The following is a 12523-nucleotide window of genomic DNA, read 5'->3' on the forward strand; positions in this document are numbered from 1 at the left end:
GAGTCCATTGTGGAGCATTACCGACTACTGAACCAGAACACCCTTCCGGGCGTGCTGCGCGCGCTGGGCGCGCATTTCGGCGACAACGAGGCGGTCGTCGCCGCCGACGGCCGCGCCACCTTCGCCGCCCTGCTCGACTCCTGCGAGCGGATGGCGGCGGGTTACGCCGCCGCGGGCCTGCGGCCGGGGGATCGCGTGGGCGTGCTGCTGCCCAACGGACTGCGCTGGCTCACCGCGACGCTCGGCGCCCAGCTGGCCGGGCTCGTCGCGGTCCCGATCAACACGTGGTACCGGTCGTCCGAGTACGCGTACGTCATCGAACGCGCCCGCCTGCGCACCGTGGTGACCGATGCCAAGCTGTTCGGCCGTGACGTTCTCGCCGACCTCGCCGACGCCGGTTACGGCGAGATCTTCGGCGAGTCGCGTCGCGACTACCTGGGCGCGCTCACCTGGCCGCCGGGCGCCGGACTGCCTCCGGCGCTGCCCGCGGGCGCACCCGTGGAGGTGCCGATCGGGCCGGACGACCTGGCCGCGATCCTGTTCACCAGCGGCAGCACCGCCAAACCCAAACCGGTCCCGCTGCGGCACGGTCCGCTGGTCGCCAACCCCCGGGAGATCGGCCGCCGCCAGCACCTGCGCCCCGGCGACCGGCTGTGGATCTCCGCCCCGTTCTTCTTCGGCCTGGGCACGGCCAACGCCCTGCCCGTTGCCCTCACCCACGCCACGACCCTGTGCCTGCAGGAGCGGCTCGACGGTGAAGCCGCGCTGGAGTTCATCGAACGCGAGCGCTGCACTGTCTACTGCGGACTGGCGCCGACGACCCGCGCGCTGCTGTCGGCGCCCTCGTTCGGCAAACGGGACATCTCGTCGTTGCGCACCGGAACCACCGGTTTCACCGCGGAGGACAAGCGTCTCGTCCTGGAGGAACTCGGGGTCAGCCAGATCTGCAGCATGTACGGGCTCACCGAGGCCTACGGCCACTCCGCGGTCAGCGACGCGCTGGACCCCGTCGAGGTCAAGCTGCACACCTGTGGCACCGCGTTGCCCACACAGCGGATCCGGATCGTCAGCGACACGGGCACACCGTGCCCCGCCGGCGTTACCGGTGAAATCGAACTGTCCGGCGCGGTCATCGACGGTTACCTCGACGCGCCCGACCTCGACGCCGAGGCGTTCCGGCCCGGCGGCTGGTTCCGCACCGGAGACCTCGGATCGCTCGACGAGCACGGCCGGCTGCACTTCGCGGGCCGCCGCAAGGAGATGATGAAGATCAAGGGGATCAACATCGCTCCGGCCGAGGTCGAGGACGTTCTCGTCGATCATCCCGCGGTGGATCAGGCGTTCGTCATGGGCGTGCCCGGTACCGGCGGCGACGAGGTGATGGCCTGTGTTCTGGTGCCGCGCGACCCCGGCGCCGATCGGGACGGTCTCATCGCCGACGTGACCGCCCACATCCGGGCCAACGCGGCCAGCTACAAGGTGCCGGCCCGGTTCGTGCTGATGGCAGGGCCCGACCTGCCGCTCACCGACACCGGCAAGGTCAGCAAGCTCAAGCTGCGGGAGGTGTTCGATGCCTGAGATCCGGTTGCTGGCAAGCGGTATCGGCTTCACCGAGGGACCTTTGTGGACAAGCGACGGACGCCTGCTGGTCACGAGTGTGTCCCGAGGCCAGGTCCTCGAACTCGACCACCGGACCGGGGCCGTCGTGCGCCGGATCGAAACCGGCGGAGGTCCCAACGGCCTGGCAGCGGACGAGCACGGCAGGGTGTGGGTCGCCCAGAACGGCGGATCGGTGCGGCGCAGCAGTTCGCGGCGAGCTGCCGCCCCCGGACTGCAGACCCTCCTCGGTGACACGGTCCTCGACGCGGTCGGCACCGGTCTGCGTGCTCCCAACGACCTTGTGTGCGGACCGGACGGGCGGATCTGGTTCACCGATCCCGGCAGCCCGCACGAGGAAGGCCCCGGGCAGGTGTACGCCTACGATCCGCGCGGCGGCGGCCTCGAGGTGCTGGCCGACGGCATCGACTTCCCCAACGGACTGGCCTTCGACCTCGACGGCGTCCAGCTGTTCGTTGCCGCCACCCGGGAACGCCGTCTGTTGCGCTACCGCTGGGACGGGCGTGCGTTGCGCCGTGCCGGTGTCTTCGCCGAACTCCCGGGCGGGCCCGACGGGCTCGCCTTCGACGCCGAGGGGCGGCTTTACGCGGCCCTGCCCGATGCGGACCAGATCGCCGTGACCGACGCTGACGGCGGCCCCCTCACCCCCATCCGGTTTCCGGAGGGCACCTTCCCCACCAATCTCTGTTTCGCCGGACCGGCACGCGACACCCTCGTCGTCACCGCGGCGAAGGGAGGCCGGGTGCTGGCCTTGGATGACGTCGCCAACGGTCCTCGGCACCTCGTGCCCGCCGCGTCGAGGAGCTTCGAAGCCCGGCGGGCCTGAGCGGGTGACCGGCCGGAGTGGTCCGCCACGGCCGCGGTGGCCGGTGCCGAGCACACGATCGAAAACCCGGCCGAGCTCATCGACGAGATGAAGAAGCTCGGGTTCTTCGGTCTGCTCGCGCCGGCGGAGACGCCGCGGCGCGATACGCGCTGGAAGCACCAGCCGGTGGGCCGCGCACCCGGTATTCGGCTACGTTCCCCGGAATTCGTCCGACGTGGGTTTTGCCGGGGCGGCCTCTTCTCCCGGGGCTTCGACAGAGCGGCGGAGGATCTTGCCAGTGGGTCCCTTGGGGAGCGCGTCGACGAGCCAGATCGACCGGGGGTACTTGTAGGCGGCCAGACGGTCGCGCACGAAGTCCCGGAGCTCTGCCGGGTCCGCGGTAGCGCCGGGCTTGAGCGCCACCGCGGCGCCGATCTCCTCGCCCAGATCGGGGTGCTCGATCCCGATCACCGCGGCCTCGGCCACCGCGGGGTGCTCGTAGAGGGCTTCCTCGACCTCGCGTGGGTAGACGTTGTAGCCGCCGCGGATGATGAGGTCCTTCTTGCGATCGACGATCGTGTAGTAGCCGTCGGCGTCGACGGTGGCGAGGTCGCCGGTGCGAAACCAGCCGTCGGGGATGGCCTCGGCCGTGGCCTGGGACCGGTTCCAGTAGCCCTTCATCACGTTCTCGCCGCGGATCGCGATCTCCCCGGGTTCACCAACAGCGACGTCCGCGCCGTCGTCGTCCACCACGCGCATCTCGCAGCCGCGCACCGGGAAGCCGATGGTGCCGGGTTTGCGCGGGGAGCCGGGCTGATTGAACGAGGCCACCGGGGAGGTCTCCGAGAGCCCGTACCCCTCGAACACCGCGCACTCGAACCGTTCCTCGAAGGCGCGCAGGATCTCCACCGGCATCGCCGAGCCGCCGGTGACGCAGGCACGCAACGACGACAGGTCGGCGTCCGCCGCACCAGGGCTGTGCAGCATCGCGGCGTACATGGTGGGGACGCCCTCGAACACGGTCACCCGGTCCCTGGCCACCACGGCCAGGGCTTTCGCCGGGTCGAACCGCGGGATCAGGGTCAAGGTCGCGCCGGCGCGCACGGCGGCGTTGAGCCCGCAGGTCAAGCCGAAGACGTGGAACAGCGGCAGGCAGCCCATGATCACGTCGTCGGCGGTGATCTCGATCAACGTCTCCGCCGTGGTCGCGGCGTTCGACGCCAGGTTGTGGTGGGTCAGCTCGGCGCCCTTGGGCTGCCCGGTGGTGCCGGAGGTGTAGAGGATCACGGCGGTGTCGTCGCCGGCGCGCTCGACCGGCTCGGTGAGTGGCGTGCCGCCGAGACCTTCGGGTCCGGTCGCGGGCACGGCGATTCCGGTGATCCCCATGGCCTTCGCGACCTCGGGCACGACTTCACCGGCTCCGTCCCAGCTGTAGACGATCTTCGTCCCGGAATCGCGCAGGTAGTACTCGACCTCGCGGGACTTCAGCAACGGGTTCATCGGGACGACGATCGCCCCCGCCAGCAGCGCGCCGTAGAACAGGACCGGGAAGGCGGGCACGTTCGGCACCATCAGCCCGACCCGGTCGCCCGGCTCGACCCCACGTTCGCGCAGGTCCCCGGCCACGGCCGCGGCGGCGGCGTGCAGTGCGGCGTAGTCCAGTACGTGGTCGTCCAGCTTGATCGCCGGATGCCGCGGCTGCGAGCGGGCGATCGCCACCAGGTTCATGGCGAGGTTCACGGTCGGTCCTTTCCATCGGGGTCGGCGAGGTGGCGGATCAGCGGTACCGGTCGCCGAGAGCGGCCCAGTCGTCGAATCCGACCGCGCGGAAGATTCCGAGCGGGCCCTCCGCGACGTCCGGGTCCTCCCCGCCCAGGTCGACCAGCGCGGCGGCCATCGCGAGGGTGGCGGGCTGCAGCAGCGCCCCGGGGTAGATCGCCATCCGGAACCCGATCTTCTCCAGGTCGGCATCCGGGACGGCCGGGGTCCGCCCCGCGGGGACGACGTTGAACACCAGCGGGGCCTGGACCTCGGCGGCGATGCGTTCGATCTCCGCCACCGACTGCGGGGCCTCGACGAAGATCATGTCCGCGCCCTCGGCCGCGTACCGGTGGGCGCGGGTGATCGCCTCGTCCAGTCCGAGGGGCCCGCGCGCATCGGTCCGGGCGATGACGAGGGTGTCGTTCTCCCTGGCGTCGAGTGCGGCCGCGAGCTTGCGCACGAAGTCGTCCGCGCTGATCACCGACTTGTCGGTGAGATGCCCGCAGCGCTTCGGGAAGTCCTGGTCCTCGAGCTGGATCGCCGCGACACCGGCGCGCTCGTAGGCCCGCACCGTCCGCACGACGTGCATCGGGTTGCCGTAGCCGGTGTCGGCGTCCGCGACCACGGGGAGCCCGCTCGCCTCGACCACGAGCGCCGCGCGGTCGGCCATCTCGGTCGCGGTGGCTAGGCCGATGTCCGGCAGTCCGTAGCCGGACGCCACCGCGCCGGCGCCGGTCAGGTAGGCGGCCCGGAAGCCCGCACGGCGGACGAGATGCGCACTGATCCCGTCGTACACACCGGGCGCGCGGACCATGCCCGGTCCGGACAGGAGCCTGCGCAGCTCGGCGGGGGCAGTGGTCGTCATCGAGGTCACCTCTCGGGCGGTCACGACGCCCTGGTCATCGGGGCGTGGGCGAGTTCGTACGCGCGGATGGCCGCCTCGTGCTGCAACGTCACGTCAATGCCGTCGCGGCCGTCGAGGAACCGTTGCCGGGTGTCGGCGTCCATCCGGATCGGGGATTCCGTCCCGGGTGTGCGGACCGTCAGCGTCACGAGGTCCACCGTGACGGGGGTCGCCGGGTCGGCCTCGACGGTGTCCATCAGCCGGCTGACCTCGTCCTCCGCCAGCACGGCGGGGACGAGTCCGGACCGGACGGCGTTGTCGGCGAAGATGTCGCCGAAGCGGGAGGCGACGACGACCGCGAACCCGTGGTCCTGCAGCGCCCACACGGCGTGCTCGCGCGACGAGCCGGACCCGAAGTTCGCACCCGCGAGCAGGATCGTGGCTCCGGCGTGTGCCGGGTCGGACAGCGGGAACCCCGGCTCGGCCCGCCACGCGGCGAAGAGGTGCTCGGCGAAGCCCGTGCGTGTCGTCCGCAGGCAGTGCCGTGCGGCGATGATCTGGTCGGTGTCGATGTTCGTGCGGCGGATCGCCACCGCGCGCCCCGTGACCGAGGTGATCGGTTTCATCGTCGTGCTCCCAGGGTCGACGGTGCGGTGAGGCGGCCGGTCAGTGCCGTGGCGGCCGCGGTGCTGGGCGAGACCAGGTGGGTGCGGCCCCCGCGACCCTGGCGGCCCTCGAAATTCCGGTTGGAGGTCGAGGCGCAGCGTTCGCCCGCGGCCAGGGAGTCGTCGTTCATCGCGACACACAGCGAGCAGCCTGCCGTGCGCCACTGCGCCCCGGCCTTGCGGAACACCTCGTCGAGACCCTCGGCCTCGGCGGCCCGCCTGACCGCGGCCGAACCGGGGACGACGAGCATCCGCACGCCCGGCGCGATCCGATGGCCGTCGAGGAGCTCTGCAGCGGCCCGCAGATCCTCGATGCGCCCGTTCGTGCAGGATCCCAGGAACACCACGTCGATCGGGATCTCCCGCATCGGGGTTCCCGGCGTGAGATCCAGATAGGTCAGGGCGCGCTCGGCAGCGCGCCGATCGGCCGGATCGGTCATGCCGGCCGGGTCCGGGACGACTCCGCTCAGCTCGACGACCTGGCTCGGGTTCGTCCCCCAGGTGACGAACGGAGACAGGTCGGTCACGTCGATGTCGACGCTGCGGTCGAACTCGGCGTCGTCGTCGCTGCGCAACGATGCCCAGCGCGCGACGGCGTCGTCCCAGGCCTTTCCCGCCGGGGCGTACGGCCTGCCGCGGACGTAGTCGAGGGTGACGGCGTCCGGAGCGATCATGCCCGCCTTCGCGCCGGACTCGATCGACATGTTGCACAGCGTCAGCCGCGACTCCATCGACATCGCCTCGACAGCGGGCCCGCGGTACTCGATCACGTGGCCCTGCGCGCCGCCGGTGCCGATCCGGCCGATGATGGCCAGCGCCACGTCCTTCGCCGAGACTCCTGGTGGCAGCACGCCGTGCAGCGTCACCGCCATCGATCGCGGCTTGGCGATCGCGATGGTCTGGGTCGCCAGCACGTGCTCGACCTGGCTGGTGCCGATGCCGAACGCGAGCGCGCCGAACGCGCCGTGGGTGCTCGTGTGGCTGTCGCCGCAGAGGATGGTGCGGCCTGGCTGGGAAATGCCGAGCTCCGGGCCGATCACGTGCACGATCCCCTGACCGTCCGTGCCCGATCGGTGCAGCGGGACCCCGAACTCCGCGCAGTTGCGGCGCAACGCCTCCACCATCGTCGCGGCCACTCCGGACGGGTCCAGCCGGCCCCGGGTGGGAACCACGTGGTCCTCGGTCGCGAGCGTGAGGTCGGGCCGGCGGACCCTCCGTCCGGCGAGGCGCAGGCCCTCGAACGCCTGCGGGCTCGACCCTTCGTGAAGCAGGTGGAAATCGACGTAGAGCAGATCGGTGCCCCCGGCGCCCCGGTGCACCAGGTGGGCGTCCCAGATCTTGTCCAGCAGCGTGGCCATCGCTACGCCGTCTCGCTGGTCGTGCTGCCCGGAGCCTGCCCAGCCGGGGAGCCGCCGTAGCCGAGGCGACGCGACAGGGCGCGGGCGGACTCGGAGATCAGCGGCCCGAACTTCTCGGCCGCCGCCCGGTCGAGCCGGGACGACGGGCCACCGACCGCAAGGGCCGCCACGACCGCGCCGCTCGCGTCGAACACCGGCGCGGCCATCGAGTTGAGGCCGGCTTCGCGCTCCTCTTCGGTCAGCAGCCAACCGTGCGCCCGCACGAATTCGAGCTGGCGGTCGAGCGCTCGCCGCGCTTCGCCCGGTGCCTGGTCGAGGGTGTCGACGAGGACCGCGTTGAGCACCCGCTCGTCGTGGGCCATGAACACCTTGCCCGCCGCGCCCAGGTGCATGGGCATCAGCTGGCCGACGTCACTGCGGTAGATGATCGACCGCGGGCTGAGCTTGACGATGACCGCCACCCGGGTGGTGGCGCGCCGGATGTAGAGCCCGGTCGTCTCGCCGGTCACGTCCCGCAGCTGGGCGGCCACGGGCTCGGCGGCGACCAGCAGGTCGGAGCCGGCCGAGGCGGCGGACGCCCAGCTCAGCACGCGGAGGCCGACGCAGTAGTCGTCGCCCGTGCGCTGCAGGAGCTCGCTGGCGACAAGGGTGCGGACCAGCCGGGCGACTGTCGAGTTGGGCATGCCCGTGAGCCGGCGGATGTCGCTCAGCGACAGCCGGGTGTGCTGCGGGGAGAAGCAGTCCAGGACGCGGACCGCCTTCTCCATGACGAGGATCGAGGACTGGCTCTCAGGCATCGTTTCGCTCTCCGTGGTCGTGGATCCGCGCGTCCTCGCGCAACGCGGTCGAGGATATGGGCCTCATGGACGGCTCCCGGCATCCCTTCGATGACTACATCGTGGTAGGTCTTGCCACATTGTGGTTCAAGCGTAGAAGATGCCTTTCGTAAGAGTCAACCGCGGAGCGGCGAGCCTGATCGCAATACGGTCAGGCAAGCCGCCCGGTGAACAAGGAGGTTCGGATGGGCAGGCACGACGTCAACGCCGACGCGAAGCGTGTGTTCGACACGATCACGGCCGGTGGCGCGGTCATCCTCCCCGGCGACATCGGCTACGGGGCGGGCGCGAGTTCATCGGAAGCGCTGCAGCGGTTGTTCGTCGCCAAGAAACGTGCTCCGCACAAGCGGCACGCGATGGTCGGCAACTACGAGCTGCACCGCGAGGTGCACGAGCTGGGCAGCCGCGAGCAGGAGATCGTGGACGCGATCACCCTCGACGCCGACCTGCCGCTCTGCGTCGTCGCCCCTTACCGGGCCGACCATCCGGTGGTCGCCGCGGTGGAGGCCGAGACGCTGGCCGCCAGCACGGTCGGGAACACCCTCGCGATGCTGGTGAACGGCGGCCGCCTCCAGGAGGAGGTGGTCCGGCTCTGCCATCAGGCGGGGGTGCCGTTCCTCGGCTCGTCGGCCAACCTCACCGGCACCGGCACCAAGTTCCGCGTCGAGGACATCCAGCAGCCCATCCTCGACGCCGTGGACCTGGTCATCGACTACGGGCTCCGCAAGTACCACCACTACCGCCGATCCTCGACCATCATCGACTTCAGCACCATGGAGGTCGTGCGCATCGGGTCGTGCTACGACCTGATCAGCGACATCATGGCCCGGCAGTTCGGTATCCGGCTCCCCGTCGATCCGGGGCGCGAAGCCCTGCCCTCCGGCCACCTTCGCGAGCAGACCGCCCCGGCGACCTGACTCTCCGGCTTCCACGCCACTGAGAGTCCATTGTGGACTGGCACACCCCTCCCACCGGCTCGAAGGAGAGCACGATGGACGACACCCTCAACCGCGCTTCCGCAGTGAACCAGGACATCGCAGGACGGCTTGCCGCCCGGCTCGAACGGCTGCCGAGGACCACCCGGTCCCACCGCGCCTGGATGGTCCTGCTCGGCATCCTGTTCATCTGCGACCTGATGGACTCCAACAGTCTCGCCTACGCCGCCCCGGCCATCCGGGTCGAGTGGGGGCTGTCCGTGGCGCAGATCGGTCAGCTGACCTCTTACACCTTCCTGGGTATGTTCGCCGGGGCGATCCTCGGTGGCCGGCTGTCGGATCGCGTGGGCCGCAAGCGCACCCTCGTGTGGGCCACGGTCGTGTATTCGGTCGCGTCGCTGCTGTGCGCCGTCGCGCCGAACCTGGCCGTGCTCGGCGTGCTGCGGGTGATCACCGGTGTCGGCATCCAGGCCGTGACGGGGGTGTTGATCGTCTATGTCGCCGAGATGTACCCGGGTGTGAGCCGCGGGCGCTGCCAGGCACTCATGCTGGGCATCGGCTTTCTCGGTGTCCCGCTGGTGGCGGTCGTGGCCCGGTCGATCGTGCCGCTGTCGCCGAGCGCGTGGCGCTGGCTGTTCGTCCTCGGCGCCATCGCCGTCATCCCGGCCTTGGTGGCCAAGTGGGTGCTTCCGGAGTCGGTCCGCTGGGCCGCGGTCAACGGCCGGTCGGCCGAGGCCACGAAGACGGTGGAGCGCCTGGAGGCCGAGGCGTCCGGCCCCCTGCCCGAGATCGTCGAACCCACCGCGCTTCACGAGCGGAAGAAGTCCTCGGACCTGTTCGCGCCGGACATGCGCAGGCGGACCATCGTCGCGACCCTGACGGTGACCTTCGGCGTCCTGGGCGTCTACGGGTTCACCTCGTGGGTTCCCACCCTGCTCGTCGAGCGCGGCTTCTCCACGCCCGAAGCGCTGACCATCACGACGATCTTCTCCGTCGGTCAGCCCGCCGGTGCGTTGTTCGGGATCCTGCTCAGTGACCGTTTCCAGCGGCGTAGCGCCTCGCTCGTGCTCACCACGATCATCGCCGCGCTGATGCTGGTGTTCGCGTTCACCGGCGCCTACTGGGTCCTGGTGACCAGCGGCCTCCTCGTGACCCTGTTGCTGCAGACCAACACCGCCGTCCTCTACGCCTACCTGCCCGAGGTCTTTCCGACCGTCCTGCGTGGACTCGGTGCGGGCTTCGCCAACGGTTTCGGGCGGCTCGCCGGGTTCGGCAACGCGTTCCTGATCGCCGCGATAGCGACCGGCCTCGGCTTCGGCGGCGTCTTCACGACCACCGCCGTGTTCACCCTGCTCGCCGGCCTGACCGTCGGACTGTTCGGTGAACGCACCCGGGGCCGCCGGCTCGAGGAGATCGGCGAGAACCTCTCCTGACCCTGATCGTCGAACACCGACCTGAGGAGTGCTCATGCCATTCGTGCCGGCGAACGACGGAGTTCTGCTGCACTTCCGTAGCGAAGGCCGGGGCCGTCCCATCGTCCTCGTCCACGGCTGGACGATGAGCGGGCGGTTGTTCGAGCCCAACATCGCCGAGCTCGCCCGCGACCACCGCGTCGTGACCGTGGACCTGCGTGGCCACGGCCGCTCCGGCCGGGATCTGCTCCACCTCACCATCGAACAGGCCGCGGCCGACCTCGAGACAGTCCTCGACCACCTCGACCTCCACGACGTCGTGCTCGCCGGCTGGTCGATGGGAGGCAGCGTCGTCTACAAGTACATCGAGGCTCTCGGCACCGGCCGGCTCGCCGCGGCGGTCGCCATCGACCTGACGCCGTACACCTTCACCGAGCCCGGCTGGGAGCACGGCTTGTTCGGTGGGTTCGACGCCGCCGCGTGCCTGGCCCTGCAGAACCAGCTCGTGTCGGAGCGGCAGCAGGTCGTGAACACCTTCGTCTCGACCATGTTCGCAGCGGGCGCCGAGGTGCCTGCGGCGGACGAGCGGGTGTGGCGCGACGAGAGCGCGACGGTGCACGACCTCGCCGCGCTCTCCCTGCTGGCCTCGTTGAGCGCCCAGGACTTCCGCCCGCTGCTGCCGAGCATCGATGTCCCCGTCCTGCTCGCCCACGGTGCCCGCAGCCAGATTTATCCGACGAAGGTGTGGGAGCCGGTTGCCGAAGCGATTCCGAGAACTGCGACGGTGATTTTCGAGAACAGCGGACACTCTCCGTTCTGGGAGGAGCGCGACCGTTTCAATGCCGAGCTACTCGCCTTCGTCGACCGCCTCTGAGAGTTCCAGCCCCGTCCGCAGGGCGGTGGCACGGCTTGACGTTTTGGTCAGGACGGCTGCTGGCTCAGGAACGCGGTGAGGGCATCCCGGGTCTCGAGAAGTCGATGAGCCTTGTCATCCATCTCGTCGCGGATCTCTGCCACCCGGGCCATGATCCCGGAACACTCCCCCTCGATCGGACCGGCATCGCCCGTGCACGGCAGGACGCGTTCGATCAGTGTCATGGGGAACCCCAGGTCGAGCAGCGACTTGATGGTCGAGACCACACCCACCGTTGCCTCGTCGTAGTCACGATACCCATTGGGCTGCCGGACGGACGAGATCAAGCCGAGCTCCTCGTAGTACCGCAGGGACCTCGGACTTGCTCCGGACGCCCGGCTCAGCTCGCCGATCTTCATGCCCCACGCTCGCTTCCGCTTGACATTGACACTGATGTAAGAGTTTAGCGTGATGATTCGAGAGCGAAATCGCTGAGGAACGGAATCATCATGAAGGTCTTCATCACCGGCGGGACGGGCTATCTCGGCACCGTCCTCGTCGAGCACCTCGTCACGGCCGGACACGACGTGGCCGCCCTTGCCCGCTCGGACGCCGGCGCCGCCCGCCTGCACGAGGCGGGTGCCACACCGGTGGCCGGGTCACTCAGCGACACCGCCGTCCTCACCGGCGCCGCGGCCACCGCCGATGCCGTCATTCACGCAGCGGTCGACTACACGATGACCGACGAATCGACGGCCAGGGAGCTGGCCGCGGTCACGGCGCTGGTCGAGGGCGCCGCGTCCGGGACTGTCCGGAAGCCGTTCGTCTTCACCAGCACCGGGCTGGTCTACGGGTTCGAGGAGGACCAGGACAGGTCGGAAGATGCTGTTCTGCCGCAGGTCAGCGCACAGCCGGTGAAGGTCGCCGCGGAACGCATCGTCCGCGGCGAGGCGGGCATCCGCGGCATCGTGTTCCGCGCCGGACTGATCTTCGGCCGCGGTGGCTCCGCGGTGCTGACCGGACTGATCCAGTCCGCCCAGCACACCGGCACATCAAGCTACGTCGGAGACGGGAAGAACGCATGGACCCCCGTCCACGTCGACGACCTCGCCGAGGTGTACGTCGCGGCGCTCGAACACCCGGTCGCCGGCATCTACAACGCTGTCGGCGCCGTGCCGTTCACGTTCCGGGCACTCGCCGAAGCGATCGCAGACCTGACCGGGACGCCGGTGGCATCCGTACCGCTCGAAGTCGCGGAACAAAACTTCGGACCCGCCGCCCGCATCCTGACGACCACGAGCCACCTCGATGCCTCCAAAGCCCGCGACACCTTCGGCTGGAGTCCCGCACCGCGATCACTGATCGACGATGTCCGTTCCGGCTCCTACACCAACGCCGCTGCGAAATGAGTCCGAGCCTGCAGCCGGTTACCGCTGG

Annotated in this window: 12 protein-coding genes; 6 read left to right on the forward strand and 6 right to left on the reverse strand. The window is 70.0% G+C overall.

Features of this window, described 5'->3' with window-relative positions; translation table 11 throughout:
* The first annotated feature begins 9 nt into the window (after positions 1–9).
* Both FHX82_RS17815 and FHX82_RS17820 read left to right on the forward strand, forming a co-directional pair.
* Positions 10–1578, forward strand: a complete 1569-nt coding sequence (locus tag FHX82_RS17815; RefSeq protein WP_145932898.1) for a class I adenylate-forming enzyme family protein — start codon at positions 10–12, stop codon at positions 1576–1578.
* Complete coding sequence (locus FHX82_RS17820) at positions 1571–2443, forward strand: SMP-30/gluconolactonase/LRE family protein (protein ID WP_145932897.1); 873 nt, start codon at positions 1571–1573, stop codon at positions 2441–2443. The genes FHX82_RS17815 and FHX82_RS17820 overlap by 8 nt, the downstream gene beginning before the upstream one ends.
* Before the next feature lie 189 nt (positions 2444–2632).
* Here the strand turns inward: FHX82_RS17820 and FHX82_RS17825 are convergent, their stop codons facing one another.
* The 5 genes from FHX82_RS17825 to FHX82_RS17845 are packed head-to-tail and all read right to left on the reverse strand — an operon-like array spanning position 2633 to position 7847.
* On the reverse strand, positions 2633–4162 hold the full coding sequence (locus tag FHX82_RS17825; RefSeq protein ID WP_308431596.1) for a long-chain-fatty-acid--CoA ligase: 1530 nt from the start codon (positions 4160–4162) through the stop codon (positions 2633–2635).
* A gap of 37 nt (positions 4163–4199) precedes the next feature.
* Complete coding sequence (locus FHX82_RS17830; protein WP_145932896.1) at positions 4200–5048, reverse strand: isocitrate lyase/PEP mutase family protein; 849 nt, start codon at positions 5046–5048, stop codon at positions 4200–4202.
* 20 nt (positions 5049–5068) lie between these two features.
* The gene (gene leuD / locus FHX82_RS17835) at positions 5069–5653 is read right to left on the reverse strand and encodes a 3-isopropylmalate dehydratase small subunit (RefSeq protein ID WP_145932895.1); all 585 of its coding nucleotides are present in this window, start codon (positions 5651–5653) and stop codon (positions 5069–5071) included.
* The gene (leuC, locus tag FHX82_RS17840) at positions 5650–7050 is read right to left on the reverse strand and encodes a 3-isopropylmalate dehydratase large subunit (RefSeq protein ID WP_145932894.1); all 1401 of its coding nucleotides are present in this window, start codon (positions 7048–7050) and stop codon (positions 5650–5652) included. Before leuC ends, leuD begins: the two co-directional genes overlap by 4 nt.
* Before the next feature lie 2 nt (positions 7051–7052).
* Complete coding sequence (locus FHX82_RS17845) at positions 7053–7847, reverse strand: IclR family transcriptional regulator (protein WP_145932893.1); 795 nt, start codon at positions 7845–7847, stop codon at positions 7053–7055.
* Between the two features lie 224 nt (positions 7848–8071).
* On the opposite strand from FHX82_RS17845, the gene FHX82_RS17850 reads away from it, so the two are divergent.
* The 3 genes from FHX82_RS17850 to FHX82_RS17860 all read left to right on the forward strand — a co-directional run bounded on the left by FHX82_RS17850 (position 8072) and on the right by FHX82_RS17860 (position 11107).
* Entirely contained in the window at positions 8072–8803 is a 732-nt protein-coding gene (locus tag FHX82_RS17850) for a Sua5/YciO/YrdC/YwlC family protein (RefSeq protein WP_145932892.1), read from the forward strand.
* Between the two features lie 74 nt (positions 8804–8877).
* On the forward strand, positions 8878–10254 hold the full coding sequence (locus FHX82_RS17855; RefSeq protein ID WP_145932891.1) for an MFS transporter: 1377 nt from the start codon (positions 8878–8880) through the stop codon (positions 10252–10254).
* Positions 10255–10288: 34 nt separating this feature from the next.
* Positions 10289–11107, forward strand: a complete 819-nt coding sequence (locus FHX82_RS17860) for an alpha/beta fold hydrolase (RefSeq protein ID WP_145932890.1) — start codon at positions 10289–10291, stop codon at positions 11105–11107.
* A gap of 47 nt (positions 11108–11154) precedes the next feature.
* Here the strand turns inward: FHX82_RS17860 and FHX82_RS17865 are convergent, their stop codons facing one another.
* Complete coding sequence (locus FHX82_RS17865; RefSeq protein WP_145932889.1) at positions 11155–11505, reverse strand: MerR family transcriptional regulator; 351 nt, start codon at positions 11503–11505, stop codon at positions 11155–11157.
* A gap of 90 nt (positions 11506–11595) precedes the next feature.
* On the opposite strand from FHX82_RS17865, the gene FHX82_RS17870 reads away from it, so the two are divergent.
* Complete coding sequence (locus tag FHX82_RS17870) at positions 11596–12495, forward strand: NAD-dependent epimerase/dehydratase family protein (protein WP_145932888.1); 900 nt, start codon at positions 11596–11598, stop codon at positions 12493–12495.
* The last annotated feature ends 28 nt before the right edge of the window (positions 12496–12523 follow it).

Origin of the sequence: Amycolatopsis bartoniae (genome assembly GCF_014191255.1) — a bacterium.
Lineage (GTDB): Bacteria > Actinomycetota > Actinomycetes > Mycobacteriales > Pseudonocardiaceae > Amycolatopsis_E > Amycolatopsis_E bartoniae.